Annotated in this window: 12 protein-coding genes and 1 riboswitch; of the genes, 4 read left to right on the plus strand and 8 right to left on the minus strand. The window is 63.6% G+C overall.

Annotated features, from left to right (window positions below; translation table 11 throughout):
- Positions 1 to 24 precede the first annotated feature (24 nt).
- A riboswitch (TPP riboswitch) is annotated at positions 25 to 132 on the plus strand.
- Positions 128 to 1,981, plus strand: a complete 1,854-nt coding sequence (gene thiC, locus ACIQLI_RS21505) for a phosphomethylpyrimidine synthase ThiC (RefSeq protein WP_400392258.1) — start codon at positions 128 to 130, stop codon at positions 1,979 to 1,981. Its footprint overlaps the riboswitch before it by 5 nt.
- Here thiC and ACIQLI_RS21510 read toward each other — a convergent pair.
- Both ACIQLI_RS21510 and ffh read right to left on the minus strand, forming a co-directional pair.
- On the minus strand, positions 1,964 to 2,686 hold the full coding sequence (locus ACIQLI_RS21510) for an alpha/beta fold hydrolase (protein WP_400392261.1): 723 nt from the start codon (positions 2,684 to 2,686) through the stop codon (positions 1,964 to 1,966). The genes thiC and ACIQLI_RS21510 overlap by 18 nt on opposite strands.
- Before the next feature lie 64 nt (positions 2,687 to 2,750).
- On the minus strand, positions 2,751 to 4,331 hold the full coding sequence (gene ffh, locus ACIQLI_RS21515) for a signal recognition particle protein (RefSeq protein WP_089595431.1): 1,581 nt from the start codon (positions 4,329 to 4,331) through the stop codon (positions 2,751 to 2,753).
- A gap of 168 nt (positions 4,332 to 4,499) precedes the next feature.
- Between ffh and ACIQLI_RS21520 the strand changes: the two genes are divergently transcribed.
- Positions 4,500 to 5,900 carry a glucose-6-phosphate dehydrogenase gene (locus ACIQLI_RS21520; protein WP_400392265.1) on the plus strand — a complete coding sequence of 467 codons (1,401 nt, stop codon included), beginning with the start codon at positions 4,500 to 4,502 and terminating at the stop codon, positions 5,898 to 5,900.
- Positions 5,901 to 6,005: 105 nt separating this feature from the next.
- Here the strand turns inward: ACIQLI_RS21520 and ACIQLI_RS21525 are convergent, their stop codons facing one another.
- A complete protein-coding gene (locus ACIQLI_RS21525; RefSeq protein WP_089595433.1) occupies positions 6,006 to 6,344 on the minus strand; it encodes a P-II family nitrogen regulator in 339 nt (112 codons plus the stop codon).
- The gene (locus tag ACIQLI_RS21530; protein ID WP_354228543.1) at positions 6,341 to 7,669 is read right to left on the minus strand and encodes an ammonium transporter; all 1,329 of its coding nucleotides are present in this window, start codon (positions 7,667 to 7,669) and stop codon (positions 6,341 to 6,343) included. Before ACIQLI_RS21530 ends, ACIQLI_RS21525 begins: the two co-directional genes overlap by 4 nt.
- A gap of 262 nt (positions 7,670 to 7,931) precedes the next feature.
- On the opposite strand from ACIQLI_RS21530, the gene ACIQLI_RS21535 reads away from it, so the two are divergent.
- Positions 7,932 to 9,152 (plus strand): MFS transporter, encoded by a 1,221-nt coding sequence (locus ACIQLI_RS21535; RefSeq protein WP_400392269.1) that lies wholly within the window; start codon positions 7,932 to 7,934, stop codon positions 9,150 to 9,152.
- Between the two features lie 97 nt (positions 9,153 to 9,249).
- On the opposite strand, the gene ftsY is transcribed toward ACIQLI_RS21535, so the two are convergent.
- On the minus strand, positions 9,250 to 10,455 hold the full coding sequence (ftsY, locus tag ACIQLI_RS21540; RefSeq protein WP_400392272.1) for a signal recognition particle-docking protein FtsY: 1,206 nt from the start codon (positions 10,453 to 10,455) through the stop codon (positions 9,250 to 9,252).
- Positions 10,456 to 10,475: 20 nt separating this feature from the next.
- Positions 10,476 to 14,054, minus strand: a complete 3,579-nt coding sequence (gene smc / locus ACIQLI_RS21545; protein ID WP_400392275.1) for a chromosome segregation protein SMC — start codon at positions 14,052 to 14,054, stop codon at positions 10,476 to 10,478.
- 357 nt (positions 14,055 to 14,411) lie between these two features.
- On the opposite strand from smc, the gene ACIQLI_RS21550 reads away from it, so the two are divergent.
- Complete coding sequence (locus tag ACIQLI_RS21550) at positions 14,412 to 19,319, plus strand: DUF4082 domain-containing protein (protein WP_400392278.1); 4,908 nt, start codon at positions 14,412 to 14,414, stop codon at positions 19,317 to 19,319.
- Positions 19,320 to 19,415: 96 nt separating this feature from the next.
- Here the strand turns inward: ACIQLI_RS21550 and ACIQLI_RS21555 are convergent, their stop codons facing one another.
- Together ACIQLI_RS21555 and ACIQLI_RS21560 are read right to left on the minus strand one after the other, a co-directional pair.
- Positions 19,416 to 20,444: a TolB family protein gene (locus tag ACIQLI_RS21555; protein WP_400392281.1), complete on the minus strand. Its 1,029-nt coding sequence runs from the start codon at positions 20,442 to 20,444 to the stop codon at positions 19,416 to 19,418.
- Positions 20,441 to 21,664, minus strand: coding sequence for an MFS transporter (locus ACIQLI_RS21560; RefSeq protein ID WP_400392324.1), 1,224 nt, complete (start codon positions 21,662 to 21,664; stop codon positions 20,441 to 20,443). Before ACIQLI_RS21560 ends, ACIQLI_RS21555 begins: the two co-directional genes overlap by 4 nt.
- Positions 21,665 to 21,743 lie beyond the last annotated feature (79 nt).

Consider the following 21,743-nt stretch of genomic DNA (forward strand, 5'->3'; position numbering starts at 1 on the left):
TCCGGGGAGCTGTGGTAGCTTCGTCTACGACCACACGGGGGCCCCTGCAGGGGCTGAGATCGGACTGATGCAGTCTGCGACCGTTGAACCTGTCCGGGTAATGCCGGCGAAGGAAGTGAGTAATCCTTTGAGCACCACCAAAACACAGCACAGCCCTGCCCAAAACCGGTCCGAATCCAGCGCAAAGACGCCGGAATCCGTGACCCAATCGCTGAAATCCCATTCATTGGCCTACCGCGAAGACCCGGACCACGGGATCCGGGTTCCCGTCACGGAGATCGCCTTGGATCCGTCGCCCAACGGCAAAGCCAACCCGGCGTTCCAGGTGTACCGCACTGCAGGTCCCGGCAGTGATCCCGTTGTGGGGCTTGAGCCCTTCCGCGCTCCATGGATCGAAGCCCGTGGCGACACCGTGGCCTACCGCGGACGGGAACGAAACCTGCTGGACGACGGCAAGTCAGCGGTTCGGCGCGGGGAAGCATCAGCGGAGTGGAAGGGCACCCAACCTGTGCCCCGCCGCGCCGTCGAAGGTAAAACCGTCACGCAGATGCACTACGCCAAGCAGGGCACGGTGACTCCCGAGATGCAGTTCGTCGCGTTGCGGGAGAACTGCGACGTTGAGTTGGTCCGCAGCGAGGTTGCCGCAGGACGGGCGATCATTCCGAACAACATCAACCACCCTGAGTCAGAGCCGATGATCATCGGCAAGGCCTTCCTGGTGAAGATCAACGCCAACATCGGCAACTCAGCCGTGACGAGTTCCATCGCGGAGGAGGTGGACAAACTTCAATGGGCCACTCAGTGGGGTGCCGATACCGTCATGGATCTCTCCACCGGGGATGACATCCACACCACCCGGGAGTGGATCATCCGCAACTCCCCGGTCCCGATCGGGACGGTCCCTATCTACCAGGCGCTGGAGAAGGTCAACGGCGAGGCGAACAAGCTGACGTGGGAGATTTTCCGGGACACCGTGATCGAGCAATGTGAGCAGGGCGTGGACTACATGACCATCCACGCCGGGGTGCTGCTGCGCTATGTGCCCCTGACCGCCAACCGGGTCACCGGAATTGTCTCCCGGGGCGGGTCCATCATGGCGGGTTGGTGCCTGGCGCACCACCAGGAGAACTTCCTCTACACGCACTTTGACGAACTCTGCGAAATCTTCGCCCAATACGACGTCGCATTCTCCCTGGGCGACGGCCTGCGCCCGGGCGCAACCGCCGATGCCAACGACGCGGCCCAGTTCGCCGAGTTGGATACCCTCGCCGAGCTGACAGAGCGGGCGTGGGAGTTCGATGTGCAGGTGATGGTGGAAGGACCTGGCCACGTGCCGTTCCACCTGGTCCGGGAAAATGTGGAACGCCAGCAGGAATTGTGCAAGGGAGCCCCTTTCTACACCTTGGGACCCTTGGTCACGGATGTCGCTCCTGGCTATGACCACATCACCTCAGCCATCGGCGCCACCGAGATCGCCAGGTACGGCACCGCCATGCTCTGCTACGTGACCCCCAAGGAACATTTGGGCCTTCCCAATAAAGACGACGTCAAGACCGGTGTCATCACGTATAAGATCGCAGCCCACGCCGCCGACCTCGCCAAGGGTCATCCCGGGGCACATGAGCGTGACGATGCCCTGTCGAAGGCCAGGTTCGAGTTCCGTTGGCGGGACCAGTTTGCCCTCTCGTTGGACCCTGTGACCGCGGAAGCCTTCCACGACGAAACGCTGCCGGCAGAACCGGCCAAGACCGCCCATTTCTGTTCCATGTGCGGCCCCAAGTTCTGTTCGATGCGCATCAGCCAGGACATCCGTGACGAATACGGATCGGAAGAGGCGCAGACCTCCATCGCGGAAATGTACAGCGGCATGCGCGGGAAGAGCCAGGAATTCCTGGCATCGGGCGGAAAGGTCTACTTGCCGGAACTTCAGGTACCCGGCAGCCCAGACACGCTTGAGGCCGGCTCAGGAAGCCTGAACTGACATGGCCCGGCCGACGTCGCCAACAAACGATCGGATGATCTGATCGCCGTCCACTGAATCCTGGGGCCGGTGTCCTCCCGCGGCAACACGGCGGAGGGCGCCGGTTTCCTGGAGGTACCCCGCGATTTCCTCGTACAGGGGTTCCCACCCACCGGTGAGGACCAACGTTGGGACGCCGGGCACAATGTGCAGCGGAGCCTCCCAGGGCGGGGCCTGGAGCCTGAGCCTGCGGGCGGAACGCCGCGCTTCGGGAGTATCCAATCCCCCCGTTTCGGCAGAAAACGCCCGGCGGTAGTACTCCCGCTGATAGTCGGCGTCGTTGAGCTGGCTCCGTACATCGAACAGCGGTTCCATCAGGGCGCGGTGGGAGGCCGTGGCTGGTAGCTCGGCTGTCAGGGATAAACAAGCAGGCTCGACCAAGCTCAGCGAGTACACCAGGTCCGGACGTTCGATGGCTGCAAGCATGGCGGAGATGGCGCCTTGCTCGTGCGCAACGACGTGGCCACCCCCCGTATCCGCCAAGGCATTGATGACGATGGCAACGTCCGCGGCAACGCTGGATCCCACGGGCTCGGCTGCAGCGTCAAAGCCATGCCGGCGCAGGAACAACGCGTCATAAGCGAGGGCCATGCCGTGCTGCTTCGGCCATGCCGCAGCACCGAAGCTGCCCAGGCCGTGAACGAAGACTACGCGCTGCTTATGCATTGGTTCAGCCTATTCCACAGCCCCGACATCCCAACTGCGGCGCGGTTGGGATGTCAGCCACGGCCTACTTGCCGAGGAACTTGTCGAAGCCCTTGGGAAGGTTGAGCGATGAGGGATCGAAGTCTGCCGCCCCCTGGCCGAAAGCCGCGCCCGACGGCGCAGCCGAGGCTGCGTTCGCCCGCTTGGCTTCGGCATCGCGCAACTCCTGTGCCGCTTTGGCAGGGTTGCCTGAACGCGCCTTCTTCTTGGGCGCATTCTTGCCGCCCTTACGGCCTCCGCCTGGACCTCCAAGGCCGGGCATGCCCGGCATGCCCGGCATGCCGCCGCCCTGGGCGAGCTTCTTCATCATCTTCTGGGCCTGCGCGAAGCGCTCCAGCAGGCCATTGACCTCGGACACGTGGACACCGGAACCCTTGGCGATACGGGCGCGGCGGGAGCCGTTGATGATCTTGGGAGCGACGCGTTCGTGCGGCGTCATAGACCGGACGATTGCTTCGACGCGGTCGATCTCCTTCTCATCGAAATTCTCAAGCTGCTGACGGATGTTCTGCGCACCCGGCATCATCATGAGCATCTTCTTCATGGAGCCCATGTTGCGGATCTGCTGCATCTGGGCGAGGAAGTCGTCCAGGGTGAAGTCTTCCTGGTCGGCGAACTTCTTCGCCATCCGGGCGGCTTCGTCCTTGTCCCAGGCCTTCTCAGCCTGTTCGATCAAGGTAAGGACGTCACCCATATCCAGAATGCGGGAAGCCATGCGGTCCGGGTGGAAAAGTTCGAAGTCGTCCAGGCCTTCACCGGTGGAGGCGAACATCACCGGCTTACCGGTCACGGACGCAACCGACAGCGCGGCACCACCGCGGGCGTCGCCGTCGAGCTTGGACAGCACGATGCCCGTGAAGTTGACGCCTTCATCAAAGGCCATGGCCGTGTTGACGGCGTCCTGGCCGATCATGGAGTCGATCACGAAGAGGACTTCGTTGGGGATGATGGCCTGGCGGATCCGGCGGGCCTGGTCCATCATCTCGGCGTCTACGCCAAGACGGCCGGCGGTATCGACGATCACGACGTCGTGGAGCTTCTGGCGCGCTTCCTCGACGCCTGCCTTGGCGACGGCTACGGGGTCGCCGGCAGGGTGTTCGAGCTCGGAGGTGGCACCAGGGTGTGGAGCGAACACCGGGACGCCGGCGCGCTGGCCCACCACTTGGAGCTGGGTGACGGCGTTGGGGCGCTGAAGATCGCAAGCAACCAGCATGGGGCTGTGGCCCTGTGCCTTAAGCCACTTGGACAGCTTGCCGGCGAGGGTGGTCTTACCTGCACCCTGGAGCCCGGCGAGCATGATGATGGTGGGGCCGTTCTTGGCCAGGCGGATCCGGCGGGTCTCGCCACCGAGGATCTCCACGAGTTCCTCGTTGACGATCTTGACGATCTGCTGGCTCGGGTTCAACGCACCCGAAACCTCGGCACCCAAGGCACGTTCGCGCACGCGGCCGGTGAACTCACGGACCACGGATACTGCAACATCCGCGTCCAGCAGGGCGCGGCGGATCTCCCGGACTGTGGCATCAACATCAGCCTCGGTGAGGCGGCCCTTGCCACGAAGGTTCTTGAAGGTTGCTGTCAACCGGTCAGAGAGTGAATTGAACACGCGCCGTGCACTTCTTTCGATGGTCTGCGAATGGCGGCCAAATGCGGCACACCAGAGTCTTGACGATTGCCCCCAGCAAACATGTCTTAACCCAACAAATCTGAATCGACTAGGGGACTCGACTATCTAGGGTACCAAGTCGCACCTGCAAGATGGCATGCTGGCACAGTGACCAGTAAAACAACTGTAAAAACGCTGCTCATCCTCGGCGCGTCCGGGGACCTGACAGGAAGGCTCCTGCTGCCCGGACTTGCCGGACTGCTGGCTTCCGGCAAGGCGCCAGGATTGCAGCTGGTAGGTGCGGGCTCGGACCCCTGGTCCCAGGAACAATGGCGGGAGCGGGTTGCGGGCGCGTTCACCGCGGCCTCGGGCACGGCTGATGATGCCGGCCGGGCGGCACTGGCAACAGTCGCTGACGCCACCGGGTACCACCAGCTTGATGTCACAGCGGACGGTCCCCTGGCGGACCTCCTGGCCAGGCTGCAGGGCCCCGTCGCCATCTACTTCGCTTTGCCGCCGCACGTCAGCGAGAAGGCGTGCGAGGTGCTCCATGGCGATCAGGTCCCTGCCGGGACCCGCCTTGTCATGGAGAAGCCCTTCGGCTCAGGCACCGAATCCGCCCACGAGCTGAACAAGACGCTCGCAGCCCTGGTCCCCGAAGACCACATCCACCGCGTGGACCACTTCCTGGGCAAAGCCACAGTGTTGAACATCCTGGGACTTCGATTCGCCAACCGGTTCCTGGAGCCCGTGTGGAACCGCGAACACATCGAAAAAGTGGAGATCGTCTTTGACGAGGATCTGGCCCTCGAAGGCCGCGCCCGCTACTACGACACTGCCGGGGCGCTCCGGGACATGATCCAGAGCCACCTCCTGCACATCATGGCTTTCCTGGCGATCGACGCGCCGGCAACCATCGAGGAGCGGGACCTGCGCGACGCCGTGGCAACCGTTCTGCGCGCCAGCAGCATCAAGGCCCCGTTCAAGGACTCCACACGGCGGGCACGGTACACCGCGGGGGTCCTCGGCGAACGAACCGTGCCGGACTACGCTGCCGAGGAAGGCGTGGACCCTGCCCGCAATACTGAGACCCTTGCCGAGGTCCGGGTGGAGATTGACAACTGGCGCTGGAAAGGGGTTCCGTTCATCCTGCGCTCCGGCAAGGCCATGGGACGCCGGCGCAAGGAAGCCGTCATCACCTTCCGCCCGGTCCCCCACCTCCCCAGGGGATTCTCAGGCGTGGACTCCCCCAACCAATTGCGCATCGGCTTCGGCCCGGACGTGCTCCAGCTTGACGTCGACGTGAACGGCCCGGGCGACATCTTCACCCTGGACCGCGCCAGCCTGGTGACCGAGCTCAACGCGGCCGGCATGCTGCCCTATGGGGAAGTGCTGGAGGGCATCATCAGCGGCGATCCCCTCCTTTCCGTCCGTGGTGATACGGCCGAGGACTGCTGGCGGATCATCGAGCCGGTGCTCCGTGCCTGGGAGAGCGGCGACGTCCCTTTGGAAGAGTACGACGCCGGCAGCGCGGGGCCGGCGGCCTGGCCCACCGGCGTCGTGGACTAAAGTCAGGCGGCGGACTGAAGGCAACTGGCCTCACGCCAACGTCAACACGCGAAAGCGGGCCGGGTACCAGTGACTGGTACCCGGCCCGCTTGTTGGGTGAAGGACTTAGATTGCGGCCGAGCCGCGCTCCCCGGTCCTGACCCGGACTGCTTCGTAGACATCCACGGTCCACACCTTGCCGTCACCGGCGCGTCCGGTGTTGGAGCTGGCGATAAGGACATCCAGGATGTCGTCGGCCTGCTCATCCGTGGCGAGGACCTCAATGCGGATCTTCGGCAGCAAATCCACGTTGTACTCGGCTCCGCGATACACCTCGGTGTAGCCGCGCTGGCGGCCGTAGCCGCTGGCCGCGCTGACCGTCAGGCCCTGGACCCCGTATGATTCGAGGCCTTCCCGGACTGCTTCAAGCTTTTCGGGACGGACGATCGCTGTGATGAGCTTCATGCCTGGACACTCTCCTTGCCTTCTGCGGGGGCCTTGGCTGCGGTGGTTTCGGACTTTCCAGTCATGGCGTTGTGCAGCGGCTGGAAGCTGCCGCCGTGGCCGTTGACTCCGAATTCGTAGGCCGTCTCAGCGTGGAGGCTGAGGTCGACGCCAACGTTCTCCTGTTCCGTGGAGACCCGGAAGCCCATGGTCTTGTGGATGGCGAAGGCGATGATGGCCGTCATGATGGCCGAGAACGCGATGGCGATGCCGGCCGCTGCGAGCTGGGCCCACATCTGGGCCATGCCGCCGCCGTAGAAGAGGCCGCCACCCACGCCGTCGGCGGGAAGGGCGATGAAGCCCAGCGCCACGGTGCCGATGATGCCGGAGACGAGGTGGACGCCCACAACATCCAGGGAGTCATCGAAGCCCCAGCGGAACTTCAGGCCAACGGCCAAGGCGGAAGCCACACCGGCAACCACACCAAGCCCCAGGGCCCCGACCGGGCTGACGTTGGCACATGCGGGGGTGATGGCCACGAGGCCGGCAACCACGCCGGATGCTGCGCCCAGGGACGTCGGGTGACCGTCGCGGATACGTTCGGTGATGAGCCAGCCGATCATGGCCGCTGCGGGAGCTGCCAGGGTGTTGATCCAGATCAGGCCACCCTGCTCTGCTGTTGTTGCTGCACCGCCGTTGAAGCCGAACCAGCCGAACCAGAGGATCGCTGCGCCGAGCATGACGAACGGGATGTTGTGCGGGCGGTGGTTCGGGTCCTTGCCGAAGCCGCGGCGGTTGCCGATGATGAGGACCAGGACGAGTGCCGCCACACCGGCGTTGATGTGCACCACGGTGCCGCCGGCGAAGTCGATGGCCGGGCCGAGGGCCTTGCCGATTGCGCCTTCGGGACCGAACAGGCCGCCACCCCAGACCATGTAGGCCAGCGGGCAGTAGACCAGGGTCACCCATACCGGAACGAAGATGCTCCAGGCGCCGAACTTGGCTCGGTCAGCGATCGCGCCGCTGATCAGTGCAACGGTGATGATGGCGAAGGTGGCTGCATAGCCAACCTTGATGAGACCATCGGGGGTATCGATGCCTTCGAGGCCGAAGGTGGCGAACGGGTTGCCCACGATCTCCATGAAGCCCTCGCCGGAGCTCATTGAGGCGCCCCACAGTACCCAGACGACGCCCACGATGCCGATGGAGATGAAGCTCATCATCATCATGTTCAAGGCTGCCTTGGCGCGTGTCATGCCGCCGTAGAAAAATGCCAGACCAGGTGTCATGAACAGCACAAGCGCCGCCGCCACCATGACCCATACGTGACCTGCGGTAAGTTCCATGGTGCACGTTCCTCTCTTGCTAGATCTGCGGTTCAACCGCTGTCCTGACGCCTTTTGCGTCCTGCTTAAGAGTTTTGTGCCGCCGTGTTTCACCTGCTCGGGTTTTATATTGCGCGCTGGTTACAACAACCTCCCCAACGTAAATGGTGCATATCTCCGGTGTTACGGATATGTTTCAGGCGTCGGACTTCTCTGGAAAGTCCCCGGTTTTTGACCATCCGGCCCACCGCGGCCCCACATCACCTTGAAGGACCCGCCCCGTATGACCGAGTCGCCCAGATCCGTCAAAGCTCCAAGGATCCGGCAGGAGAAAGCCCCGTTGCCCCGCGATATTAAGGTGATGTTGGCTGCAGCGTTCCTGATCGCTTTGGGCTTTGGGCTGGTGGCCCCCGTTTTGCCGCAATTCGCCACCACCTTCGATGTTGGAGCCACGGCTGCCGCTGTGATCGTCAGCATCTTCGCCTTCATGAGGCTGGTGTTTGCTCCGGCAGGCGGTGCCCTGATCGGACGCTTTGGAGAGCGGAACGTCTACGTCTCGGGCCTGCTGATCGTGGCGGTGTCCACGGCGGCGTGCGCGTTTGCCCAGGACTACTGGCAACTGCTGATCTTCCGCGGCCTGGGAGGGGCCGGATCCGTCATGTTTACCGTGGCCGCGATGGGACTGCTCATCCGCCTCGCACCCCCTGAACGACGCGGGCGGGTTTCCGGTGCGTACGCCTCGGCCTTCCTGATCGGCAGCGTCCTGGGGCCGGTAGTAGGAGGTCTGCTGGCGGGTTTCGGCCTCCGGGTACCGTTCCTGGCGTACGCAGGAGCGCTCCTGGTGGCGGCGCTGGTGGTCCGGACCCTGCTGAGCGGTGAGGGCAACGCCGCAGAAAATGCTGAGCCAGCCCCGGCCATGACCCTGAAGGAAGCTCTGTCCGACTCCGCTTACCGCGCTGCGGTGTTCTCGAGCTTCGGTAACGGCTGGGTGACGTTCGGCGTCCGCATGGCCACCATTCCACTGTTCGCGGTGGCTGTCCTGCAGTCCAAACCTGAGACGGCAGCCTGGGCTTTGGCCATCTTTGCCTTGGGCAACGCCTTGGCCCTGACCTTCAGCGGGCGTTTGGCCGATGCCTGGGGACGGAAGCCCCTGCTGATCCCCGGACTGCTCATCACTGGTGCCGCCACCGGTGTTATCGGTCTCACCACGGACTTGACCGGATTCCTTGTCGCTTCCGCGGTGGCTGGGTTCGGATCCGGCTTGTTGGGCCCGGCCCAACAGGCAGCCGTCGCTGATGTCATCGGCAGGGGACGCTCCGGAGGCAAGGTGCTCGCGGTCTTCCAAATGGCTGCGGACACGGGTGCCATCATCGGACCGGTTGTGGCGGGCCTCCTGGCTGACCAGCTGGGCTATGGCTGGGCGTTTGGGATCACAGGTGGCGTTCTGCTCCTCACGGCAGCAGCATGGCTGCCGGCCCGTGAACCCCTTAAACCCAAAAACTGACTGGCAGCATGGTGTGCTCTGAGTCCTCAGAGCACACCATGCTGCCAGCCAGTTGAGTGCGAGGGTTTAGGACCCGCACTGGTTGCCTGGACCGGCGCTAGTTGAGCAGCGCGTCCACGAAGCTCTCGGCGTCGAACGGTGCGAGGTCGTCGGGGCCTTCGCCCAAGCCAATGAGCTTGACCGGCACACCCAGCGACTTCTGGATGGCCACAACGATCCCGCCCTTTGCGGTTCCGTCCAGCTTGGTCAGTACGATGCCGGTGATATTGACCACCTCGGCGAAAACCCGGGCTTGGTTGAGGCCGTTCTGCCCGGTGGTGGCGTCCAATACCAGCAGGACCTCGTCCACTTCAGCCAACTTCTCGATGACCCGCTTGACCTTGCCGAGTTCGTCCATCAGGCCGGTCTTGTTCTGCAGTCGTCCGGCGGTGTCCACCATGACAACATCGACCTCCTGGTCGATGCCGGCCTTCACGGCCTCGTAAGCCACCGAGGCAGGGTCGGCGCCGTCGATGTCGGACCTGACGGTAGGTACACCTACACGCTGTCCCCACGTCGCCAATTGCTCGGCGGCGGCTGCGCGGAAGGTATCAGCGGCGCCCAGCAGGACGTCCTTGTCTTCGGCAACCAGGACGCGCGCCAGCTTGCCCACCGTGGTGGTCTTGCCAACGCCGTTCACACCAACAACCAGCACGACGGCGGGACGGTCGCCCTTGCGCTCGACGTTCAGGGTACGGTCCATGGAGGGATCCACGAGCTTGATGAGTTCCTCGCGGAGCATCGCCTTGACGTCCTCGGGGCTGCGGGTGCCCAAGACCTTGACGCGCTCCCGCAGCGCATCAACCAACTGCAGGGTGGGTTCGGTGCCTAGGTCGGCCAGGAGGAGGGTTTCCTCCACCTCGTCCCACACGTTTTCGTCGATCTTGTCGCCCGACAGCAGAGCCAGGAGGCCCTTGCCCAGGATGCTGTTGGACTTGACCAAGCGGGCGCGCAGGCGGGTCAGACGGCCTTCGACCGGCGCGGGGGTGTCGATGGCAATGGTCTCGAGCCCGGCGGCATCATCGGGCACATCCGCGCCCTCAACAGTTCCGTCAAAGGTGGGCGCCGGGGCTTTCGCCGCGTCCGGGCGCTCTTCCACCAAGGTTCCGCCGCCCGCTGCCGGCGACTGCAGGGGGTCGTTCGCATCCCGGGTTCCGGGGTACTTCGCCCCGGACTTCCGGGCCTTCAGGAGTACCGGCACGAGTCCGCCGACCACCACGAGGGCAGCGAGAATGGACAGAATTATGGGTAGGAAATCGTTCACTCCCCTACCTTCTCATAAAGCTACGCCCCGGCACCGAGCCTCTGGCTGATGACAGTGGAGACGCCATCGCCCCTCATCGTCACCCCGTAGAGGGCGTCTGCCACTTCCATGGTCCGCTTCTGGTGGGTGATCACAATCAACTGGCTGGACTCCCGCAGTTCCTCGAAAATGGTGATGAGCCGGCCCAGGTTGGTGTCGTCCAGCGCAGCTTCCACTTCGTCCATGACATAGAACGGCGACGGCCGGGCCTTGAAAATCGCCACCAGCAGTGCCACAGCCGTGAGGGACCGTTCACCGCCGGAGAGCAGGGACAGCCGCTTGATCTTCTTGCCCGCGGGTCGTGCCTCCACTTCGATTCCCGTGTTCAGCATGTCGTCAGGATCCGTGAGCACCAGCTTTCCCTCGCCGCCGGGGAAAAGCCGGGCAAAGACGTGGTCGAACTGGGCGGACGTGTCGGCAAAGGCCTCGGTGAAGACCTGCTGGACCCGGGCGTCCACCTCTTTGATGATGTCCAACAGGTCTTTGCGGCTGGATTTGAGGTCTTCGAGCTGCGAGCTGAGGAACTGATGCCGTTCTTCGAGCGCGGCAAACTCCTCCAACGCCAGGGGGTTCACTTTGCCCAAGGCAGCCAGCTCCCGCTCAGCCTTTCTGAGTCTTTTCTCCTGCTCTGCCCTGACGAACGGAATGCCTTCCACGATTGCTTCGCCATGCTCATCAACGGGTGTCCGGAGCTCTGCCCACTTGTCGTTAGTGGTTCCGGCGGGCACCGGAACAGGCAGCCCGGGTCCATAGTCCGCCACGAGTTGTTCGGCGGACAGGCCGAGTTCCTCTATGGAACGTGTCTCCAAGGCCTCGATGCGCAGGCGTTGCTGGGTTCGCGCCATCTCGTCCCGATGCACGGAATCCGTTAGTTCGGCCAGCTCCTTCGCCAGGGCCTCGTTACCGGTCCGGACCAGCGTCAGTTCCGTCTCCAGCCGTTCCCGCGTCTGCTCTGCGAGGTCGCGCTCCCAGCCGGCAGCCTCAACCGAGACATCGATGAACCGCAGGGCCTGTTCCACAGCTGACGCCACTGCTGCAGCACGCTGCGCCTGGGCACGGCGGCGCTGGGCCCTACGGGCCGCCTCTTCACGGGCGCGCCGTTCCGTTGCGGCCGCCCGCTCAAGCGACGCGGCCCGGTTGCTGATGGCCCCCAGTTGCTCTTCTGCGGTCCTGAGGGCCAGGCGCGCTTCTGTTTCGAAGGACCGGGCCATCCTGGCTTGCGCGGCCAGTTCGTCGCGCTGATCCGTGGATGGTTCCTCGTCCGGGGCCTCCTGGGCGGCGGCGAGCCGTTCCGCGGCCACTTCAAGATCCAGTTGGGCTTCAGCGATGTTGGCTTCAGCCTTGGCCATGGAGTCAGCCAGCCTGTCGCTTTCGCCCACGGCACTGCGAAGAACGGAATTGAGATGCCCCAGGCGCTCCGCCACTGCCGCCAGACGGGCATCGGACTCGTGCAGGCGTTCCAGCGCGGCGTCGGCCCGGTCCTGCGCTTCGGCGCGGCGGGACTGGGCGCCGGCCAGGGCAAAACGACCCCTCTCCAAACGGGCTGTGACCTCCTGGAGGCGGGCACCGGCGTCGTCCACTGCTGCCTGGACTTCCAGGAGCGACGGCGCTGTGGCTGAACCGCCGGTGACGGTCAACGCCGTAAGAACATCGCCCTCACGCGTGACCGCCCTGAGTTCCGGGTGTTCCTTGACGAACGCTGCCGCGGTCCGAAGATCGTCGACGACGGCGGTCCCCATCAGCAGGGCCAACACGCCTTGGGCTGTGGGATCGGAAATTTTCACGACGTCCGCAGCCCAGCGGCTGCCGGAGGGAAGCAGCACACCGGCACCATGGTCAGCACCGCCGGCAGATCCGCCGGCCAGGAGCAATGCTGCACGGCCGGCGTCGTTGTCTTTCAAGGAGGCAATGGCTGCCAATGCGGCATCAGCATCTGCCACCACCAAGGCGTCCGACGCACTCCCCAGGGCCGCGGCAACGGCAGTCTCGAACCCCGGCTCGATGGCCACCAGTGCAGCCAGGGGCCCAAGAACGCCCCCGTCCGAGAGCAGGCTGCCAGAGCCGTCCTTGCGGTTGAGTCCCAATTGAAGGGCATCCCGGCGCGCCGTCAAGGCATCCCTCTCGCGGACAGCTTCCCGTTCCGCCGCTTTCAGTTCCTCAATTTCAGCAAGGACGGCATCCAGGACATCGTTCGCATTTTCATAGTCGGCGTCCAGGCTCTCCTCGCCGTCCTCAACGCCTGCCACTTGGGATTCAAGGGCCGTGAACTCGCTCTGGGCCTTACGTCGACGTTCATCGCCGGATGCGAGGGATTCCCTGAGCCGGCCACGTTCAGCTTCGGCGGCTTCGGCCCTGGACCTGGCAGCGGCCACTTGGCCCGCAAGCCTGGCGAGCCCTTCCCTGCGGTCGGCAGCGGCGCGCAACATGGCCGTGAGTCTCTTGTCTTCGGCAGCCGCCAGCGATTCAGCAGCGTCCTTGGCCACGGTGGCTTCAAGAAGTGCGGCTTGCTTCGCCAGGATGTCGTGCTGCAGGGCAGACTCTTCTTCGCGGACCCGGGCGGCTTGACGTTCCAGCTGATCCGGGTCCCGCCCCGTATCCGCCGCGGCCTCGGAGGAACCAAGAAGCCGGCGACGTTCAGACGCAAGGGATCCAAGAGAGCGCAACCTCTCCCGGCCGGCAGAGAGCTGGTACCAATGATCGCGCGCGGCGTTGAGCTTCGGGGTTGCTTCGGCAGCCTGCTGTTCCAAGGCAGCCTGACGCCGACGTCCGGTCCCCAGCTCCGCCTCCACCACCTGGCGTCGTTCTTTCAACGCAGCCTCGTCAGCAACATCCTGTTCAAGACTGGTGGTGAGCTGCACCAGGTCATCAGCCAGGAGGCGGGCCCTGGCATCCCTGACATCGAACTGGACCGTCTGGGCGCGGCGGGCGATTTCCGCCTGCTTGCCCAAGGGAGTCAGTTGGCGCCGGATCTCCGCGGTGAGGTCGCCGAGCCGTGCCAGGTTGGCCTGCATGGCTTCGAGTTTGCGGACGGTCTTTTCCTTGCGGCGGCGATGCTTGAGGATGCCTGCGGCCTCTTCAATGAAGCCCCGCCGGTCTTCCGGTGTGGCGTGCAGGACCCTGTCCAGTTGGCCCTGTCCCACAATGACGTGCATTTCACGGCCGAGGCCGGAATCGGAGAGGAGTTCCTGGATGTCCAGGAGCCTGCAGGGTGCGCCGTTAATGGCGTATTCGGAGCCGCCGGTCCGGAAGAGTGTCCGGGAAATGGTGACTTCGCTGTAGTCGATGGGGAGCGCGTTGTCCGCATTGTCTATGGTGAGGGAGACATGCGCGCGGCCCAGGGGCGGCCGGCCGGACGTGCCGGCGAAGATGACATCCTCCATCTTGCCGCCGCGCAGGGTTTTGGCACCCTGCTCCCCCATCACCCATGCCAAGGCATCAACCACGTTGGATTTACCCGATCCGTTGGGACCGACGACAGCAGTGACGCCGGGCTCAAAGTCGAACGTCGTAGCCGACGCGAACGACTTGAATCCTCGGACAGTCAAACTTTTCAGGTGCAAGGCGCTTCGGTTCTCCTGGGTGGCCCGGGTGGTTGTATCCCCTAAATCTACTGCCGTTCGAGCGAAATCTACGGATCTGTTGCCGGAACGCCTTGTGGTCGGAAGGCCACACCCCTACACTCCTGCCAAGGGCTACTTGGCCTGTTCGTTCCGGTGATCCGGCTGCAGCATGAACTTTGGTTCTGCCACTGCCGGATCCGGTCCCGATCTTCGGAACGTCGAGCCAAGTGCACAACGCCCCGTGTTCCATAACTGAAGATCTTGGTTTGACCCTGGCTGGGGAGCGGCAAGCAGGGACCGTGCGTGAAACCGCGGACCCGCATTCGCATTTTCGGCGCGCCACCCCCAGGAGTTCTGATGCCCGGTACTTCAGCCAACCAACCCCAGCGAGTCCTCAAGGGTTTCCTCGTGCCCTTGGTGATCGCCACGGTGGCGGCCCTCTTGCCCCTCACTGCGCCAGCGGCGGTGGCTGCGGGTCCCTGCGATCCCGTGGTGAACGCCGTGGTGTGCGAGAACTCCAAGACGGGAAGTCCCCCCTCCGAGTGGGATATTGATGGTGCCGGCGACGATACAATCCAGGGATTTTCCACGGAAATCAGTGTCAACGCCGGCCAACCCATCCGCTTCAAGGTGGACACCAACGCGCCCAGCTACACCATCGCGATTTACCGGACAGGCTGGTATGCGGGCAACGGAGCCCGAAAGGTCGCCGATGTCACGCCTTCAGTCCTCCGGCAAAACCAGCCAGCTTGCCGGACTGATGTCACCACCGGAATTTACGACTGCGGCACTTGGGCGGTATCTGCAACGTGGCAGGTGCCCTCCACGGCCGTATCGGGTGTCTACATTGCGCTCCTCCGGCGTCCCGATACGGGCGGCATGAGCCACATCACGTTCGTCGTCCGCAACGATGGCAACCGTTCTGCCGTGGTCTTCCAGACGGCGGACCAGACCTGGCAGGCGTATAACTCCTACGGCGGGGCTGACTTTTACCAGGGGGTGAACGGCCGTGCCTATAAGGTCAGCTACAACCGTCCCGTGGCAACCAGGGGAGGTCCGGATGGCCGGGACTTCTATTTCGCCAACGAATACCCCATGGTGCGTTTTCTGGAACAGAACGGCTACGACGTCAGCTACATCAGCGGCCTCGATGCTGACCGCAACGGCGGAGAATTGCTGAACCATAAGGTATTCCTGTCAGTAGGACACGACGAATACTGGTCAGGTCCCCAACGGGCCAACGTCACGGCGGCGCGGGATGCAGGAGTGAATCTCCAATTCCTTTCGGGCAACGAAATGTACTGGAGGACACGGTTTGAGCCATCGATCGTTGACGGTGCCGCCAACCGGACGCTGACCTGTTACAAGGAAACATGGGCAAATGAAAAAATTGATCCCACTGCCCAATGGACGGGCACGTGGCGTGATCCCCGCTTCGCGGCCCAAGCCAACGGCGGCGGCCTGCCCGAGAATGGCCTGACAGGCACGCTGTATATGTCCAACTTCTCAGACCTGCCCGTGACGGTGTCCGCGGAAGAAGGTAAGACCCGGCTGTGGCGCAATACGCCTTTGGCGGCGCTTGCCGCCGGTTCATCCGCAGCGCTGGCTCCCCATACTGTGGGATACGAATCAAACGAAGACCTGGACAATGGATTCCGTCCAGCAGGTTTGATCCGGTTGTCCACCACCGTGGGAAACGTTCCACAATATCTTCAGGACTTTGGAAACACCGTGGCTCCGGGGACCACCACGCATAATCTCACCCTGTATCGGGCAGCCAGTGGCGCGTTGGTCTTCTCGGCGGGCAGCGTCCAGTGGACCTGGGGCCTGGACCAGATGCACGACGGCAATGGTGCTCCAGCCGACACCCGCATGAGGCAGGCGCAGGTCAACATCCTCGCCGACATGGGCGCGCAGCCCGCTACGCGGGCGGCAGGACTGGTCGCTGCCGCCGCCAGCACCGATACCACCAAGCCCACCGCCGCCATCTCCACACCTGCCAATGGAGCCACCGTGGCGCACGGCAGCAGCGTCACCGTGACCGGCACAGCCACAGATGTGGGTGGAGTGGTGGCCGGTGTCGAAGTTTCCACCGACGGCGGCGCCACCTGGCACCCCGCCACGGGCAAGCAGAGTTGGACCTATACGTATATCCAAAAGGGCCTCGCAACGGCCACTATCCAGGCGCGGGCCATCGACGACAGCGCCAACATCGGTGCCGCCGCCACCAGGAACCTGACCCTCAGCGGACCGTACAGCGTATTCGGCCAAACAGTTCCTGTGGTCAAAGACTCAGGTGACGGTGGAGCCTACGAAATGGGTCTGCGGTTTACCCCGTCAGTGGACGGCTTTATCACCGGCGTCCGCTTCTACAAGAGCACCGCCAATACCGGCACGCACACCGGCTCATTGTGGAGCGCAACCGGCGAGCGCCTGGCGACAGCCACGTTCACCAATGAAACGGCCTCCGGCTGGCAAACAGCCCTGTTCAGCCAGGCCGTGCCTGTTGCGGCCGGCCAGAAATATACGGCGTCCTATTGGGCACCCAATGGCCACTACGCCACCAAGGACTATCAATGGGCGAGTTTCGGTTCCACCGACGCGCCTTTGAAGGTTGCTGGTGGTTTCGGGGCTGAACCGGCGGGCGTCTACAGCACCTCGCCAGGATTCCCCACCACCAGCTTCAACGGTGGCAACTACTTCGCGGACGCGCTCTTCAGCACGGTAGACAGCTCCCCCATGACCGTCTCGGGCCACACGCCCATTCCGTCGTCGTCGAGCGTGTCCGTGAACACCAAAGTTAGTGCTGTCTTCTCCAAGCCCGTCACGGCAGCAAGCGTCCAGCTGACGTTGCAGTCACCGTCGGGACCTGTGGCCGGCACTACGGCGTACGACGCCGCGACGCGGCGGGCGACTTTCACGCCGTCGAACGCCCTGGCGTTCAGCACCCAATTCACAGCGACGTTGTCAGGCACCGATTCGATCGGCGGCCCGGTCACTGCCGGCGGGACGTGGTCCTTCACCACTGCAGCGACGTTGCCTGTTCCGGGTTCTTGCCCGTGCAGCCTCTTCGATGATTCCGTCACACCCGGGATCGCCGAACTGCGTGAAGGCGTGCCGTTGACGCTCGGTGTGAGATTCTCCAGCGTATCGGCTGGTGAAGTGCTGGGTATGCGCTTTTACAAGTCCGCGGGGAACACGGGTACCCACAACGGAGCCTTGTACACCGCGGCAGGCCAGCAGTTGGCCACGGTGGCATTTACCAACGAAAGTTCCTCCGGATGGCAGACGGCGATGTTCAGCCAGCCAATACAGATGGCTGCCAACACGGAATACATCGTTTCCTATAAATCGTTGACGGGTACCTACTCGGCTACCGCCAACGGCTTCGGGTCCGGGCTCAGTGTTGGACCATTGAGGGCAGCATCTGATGCCGGCGCCTATGCCTACAGCGGTGACTTTGCCGCTTCCCGATCGACCGCCAGCTACTTGGTGGACGTCGTAGTGACAGTGCCGAACCCACCGTTCACGGTCGGCTCTCATTCGCCGCTGCCGAACGCTTCCAGTGTTCCGCTGAACACCGCGGTCAGCGCAGTGCTGTCCGAGGCAGCAGTGGCATCCAGCGTCGGTTTGACGGTGAAAGTGACCGGAGGCACGGCTGTAGCCGGCACGACGGCCTACGACTCTGCTACCCGCAAAGTCACCTTCACCCCCACCGCTCCGCTGGCTGCAGGAACCTCCTACACGGCGACGGTAACGGCAACGTCAGTCTCCGGACAACCGATGTCCGCCGGCGGAACCTGGACGTTCACGACTGTTCCCCCACCGCGTACCCCCGGCGTTTGCCCCTGCACGCTCTACCAAGACACCGTGACGCCCACAACGCCCGACGCCGATGACGGTGTCGCGCTGTCGCTCGGCGTCCGGTTCGCCAGCGATACGGCGGGCCAGATCACCGGGGTGCGCTTCTACAAGGCGGCCGGCAACACGGGAACCCACACCGGTTCGCTCTTCACGGCAACGGGACAACTCCTCGCAACTGTTACTTTCACCAACGAGTCAAGCACTGGCTGGCAAACCGCAACGTTCAGCCAACCTGTCACCATCGAAGCCGACACTGAGTACGTCGCTGCGTACAAGACTCCCACCGGCAAGTACTCCTACACCGCCGGCGGATTTGGTGCAGGTTTGACGAGCGGACCTCTGCGCACTGCCAATGACTCAGGTGCCTTCAGCTACAACGGCGACTTTCCCGGAGCATCGTCCACGGCCAGCTATCTGGTGGACGTAGTGTTCGCTACGCCCGCCCAGCCCCTGACGGTAACCGAGCAGGTCCCTGCCCCTGGCGCCACGGGCATTCCGACGGACGTCAAACCATCCATCACCTTCTCGTCCGCCATCAACCCAGGAACATCGTTCACCCTGACGGCGAACGGCACTCCTGTAGCCGGTGCAGCTGTCCTCTCTGCGGACAGCCGGACCGTCACGTTCAGCCCCACCGCGGCGCTGCCCAACAGCACGGTGATCTCGGCCAGCGTCAGTAATGTCGTCTCCCAACAGGGGCAGTCGTTCCCGACTACCAACTGGCAATTCACCACTGCGGCACCCACTGTCCAGGTATCCACGATCTTTGGATCGCTGACGCCCCAGGTAGTTTCGGCGTCCGACTTCATGCCTGTTGAACTCGGAACAGCCTTCAGTGTTTCGCAGGCAGGGAACGTCACCGGCATACGTTTCTACAAAGGGGCCGGCAACACCGGAACCCATGTGGGTTCGCTGTGGACCTCGGCGGGCACCCGGCTGGCGCAGGTGACCTTCACCAACGAAACGGCCACGGGCTGGCAAACTGCCACCCTCTCCGCGCCAGTCGCGTTGGTGACAGGCCAAACCTACGTAGTGTCCTACAGGGCACCCAACGGCCGCTACTCCTACACCTCTGCGTTCTTCAACCAGACCTACACAAGCGGGGTGTTCACCGCCAGTGGCCCGAACAACGGCCGCTATCGGTATGGATCCGGGGGCGTCATGCCGACCAACTCCTGGAACGCGACCAACTACTTTGTCGATGTGGTGTACTCCTTCACTACCCCGGCGCAGCAGCAGGCAGCACCCGCTCCGTCGCCCACAGCTACTCAGACAGCCACGCCCACACCGTCACCCACGGCAACGGCGACGGCTACTGCTTCCCCGAGCCCCTCGCCCAGTCCGACTCCCAGTCCAACGCAGTCAGGTGGGTTGCTCTGCGGGTTGCTGGGTACCTGCTGAGGGTCTGCTGAGAGCGTTTCCGCTGGCGTCCGACCTCTGAACTCCGGGCCGGGCGCCAGCGGAGCTGTGCCAGGCACACTATTCACCGTGGCTGCTTCAGCGAACGACGCTTGGAGACCACGCGTGGGCGATGAACAGGCTCGGCTGTGAGCCCGGCGAGGTTCCCAGCTGCCATATGTTGCTGTCGCCTTCCACTGCCTCATCTGCCAAGCCATAGAGCAGGTTCCGGTCATCCAACCATTCGATCTGGTCATCCACGCTGCGCTTTTCCGCAAGAACCGTTTCCTGACCTGACGCGAGGTCAAGGACGGCGACCCTCCAATGGGCCACCAGCCCGCCGCCGTCGTTCTTCTTGTAAGCGATCCGGGTGCCGTCCGGCGAGATCGACGGGCACTCCACATGGTCATGGATGGCCGTGAGGGTTTTTGCCGACAAGCTCCCCCGGACCAGCCAGATACGGCCCGACGAAGCCGCTGTGGCGTAGAAAACATCACTCTGTCCAGGGGCAAAGGTCACTCCCCAAATGTTCCTGTCCGTGGCTACCAGGCGCTCACCGTTAACCATCAACGCGAAGTCCTCGAGGTTTCCGGACGTACCCCCGGGCAAACTGATTTCAGTGGCTGTGGAAAATCCCGAAGCAGCGTAGGAGTGACCCGTGACAAAGACGGTGGTAGCGATCATGGAGCCATCAGCACTGACCCTGGTCCTGCTCGGAATGCCCGGCAGGGGCCATGAACGCTGGACCTGCCAGTCGCGGTTCATGACTGCTGCTTCGAAGGCGGTCACCAGCCCGCGGTTCGTCTTCAAGCACACCACGGTTCCGGCCGTTCCATAGACGCGGTCGCACTCTTGTTCACTCACCGCCCTGGTACCGCCCGGAGCGGACAGGGGCACAGTTGCTGCATTGCCATAGCCTTGGCCCGACGCCGTGTTCCGGAAAAGGACAAAAGGAGCAGCCGGAAGCGGCTGGCCAGCAGTGACACCCACGGACGAAGCCGTGGTCCTGCTCTCTTCGAACCGTTGGTAGGCGCCCACCGCATAGATCCCGGCTGCTGCCAGCACAAGTGCCGTCACGGCGAGGAGAACACCCCACCGCGCCTTGCTGCCGATCAGTGTCCCGCTCATGCCCCGCTGCCCGCGTCCTGGTGTGCGGCTGGCCTGGCACTTCGCAGGATCACGGTAACAGCCACCACTGCACAGGCCAGGAGTCCACTGGCCACTACCATGGCCGTCGGCGCACCCACGGCATACCAGAGCACCCCAAAGCCCGCAGAGGCGGTCATCCGACTCAACGCCACCACCGTTTGGGCTGAAGCAATCCCCGTAGCAAGCTTCCCCGCCGGCGTGAGCTGGCTGGCCAAGGCGGCCAGGACGCCATCGGTTGCGGCATAAAACGCTCCCAACAGGACCAGGCATCCCACAGTGCCCCACAATCCACCGAAAGGTGCCGCAGCGAGAAGGTATGTTGCCAGCAAGGCGATATGCCCGCCCACGAAAACCGGAATTTTGCCCACCCTGTCAGCCAGCCGCCCCAGCGGAACTGCGAGGGCAAGGAAGACCACATTGGTGCCGACGAACAACAACGGGAACCACTGGACGGCGAACGAATCCCTGGCCTGCAGAACCAGGTAGATGAAGCCATCACCGATGGTCACCACGCCCAGAAGGCCTGCGGCGATCAGCAGCTTACCCAGCCCCGGTTCCTTCAAATGGCTCCACGAAAAGGCGAAGAGCCGCCGGTCCTCCCGTCCCTCAGTACTCTTCAGGCCGTGGGCGCGGATATCCGGCACGACCAGTGCCAGGACGGCGACCCCGATGACAGCGAAGGCAAGAGATACCACAAAGACGGTGCTGAATCCGTTGGGAATCATCAACAGGACAAAGAAAGCGATCAACGGCCCGGCCGCAGCCCCTATATTGTCCAGCATCCTATGAACGCCAAAGGACCGCGCCAAATGTTCGGGCTGGGCGGACACCGAGATCAGTGCGTCCCTTGGTGCAGTCCGAATTCCCTTGCCGATTCTGTCGCCGGTCACAATGGCCGCAATCGCCCAGAAACCACCGGCAAAGAGGAAACCGATTCTCGCAAGCATGGAAAGGCCGTAACCGGCCAGCGCAATCCGTTTGGGATGTCCGCTGCGGTCGGCTGCCCACCCTGCCGCAATCCTGACGATGGCACTGGCGCCTTGATTGATGCCGTCGATCAAGCCAAACGCAATAGTGGACAACCCCAAAAATCCCGTCACGTACAAGGGAAGGATTGCGGTGACCGATTCGGAAGAAACGTCCGTCACCATGCTCACAATGCCCAACCACAGGATGACCGGGGACAAACGGAACGGCACCTCCGCTGCCAGTGCCGTTGCGGTGTTCCGTGACTTGTCGCGTTTACCGCCGCTATGGTCTGAAAGCGAAATGTACATC

The sequence above is a fragment of the Paenarthrobacter sp. NPDC091669 genome (genome assembly GCF_044756725.1).
GTDB classification, from domain to species: domain Bacteria; phylum Actinomycetota; class Actinomycetes; order Actinomycetales; family Micrococcaceae; genus Arthrobacter; species Arthrobacter bambusae_C.

What these genes read in the sequence shown, in the direction of transcription:
- ACIQLI_RS21550 (WP_400392278.1), top strand. Translation starts at nt 14,412, where the DNA reads ATGCCCGGTACTTCAGCCAACCAACCCCAGCGAGTCCTCAAGGGTTTC.
- ACIQLI_RS21510 (WP_400392261.1), bottom strand. Translation starts at nt 2,686, where the DNA reads ATGCATAAGCAGCGCGTAGTCTTCGTTCACGGCCTGGGCAGCTTCGGT.
- ACIQLI_RS21555 (WP_400392281.1), bottom strand. Translation starts at nt 20,444, where the DNA reads ATGAGCGGGACACTGATCGGCAGCAAGGCGCGGTGGGGTGTTCTCCTC.
- ACIQLI_RS21525 (WP_089595433.1), bottom strand. Translation starts at nt 6,344, where the DNA reads ATGAAGCTCATCACAGCGATCGTCCGTCCCGAAAAGCTTGAAGCAGTC.
- ACIQLI_RS21530 (WP_354228543.1), bottom strand. Translation starts at nt 7,669, where the DNA reads ATGGAACTTACCGCAGGTCACGTATGGGTCATGGTGGCGGCGGCGCTT.
- ACIQLI_RS21535 (WP_400392269.1), top strand. Translation starts at nt 7,932, where the DNA reads ATGACCGAGTCGCCCAGATCCGTCAAAGCTCCAAGGATCCGGCAGGAG.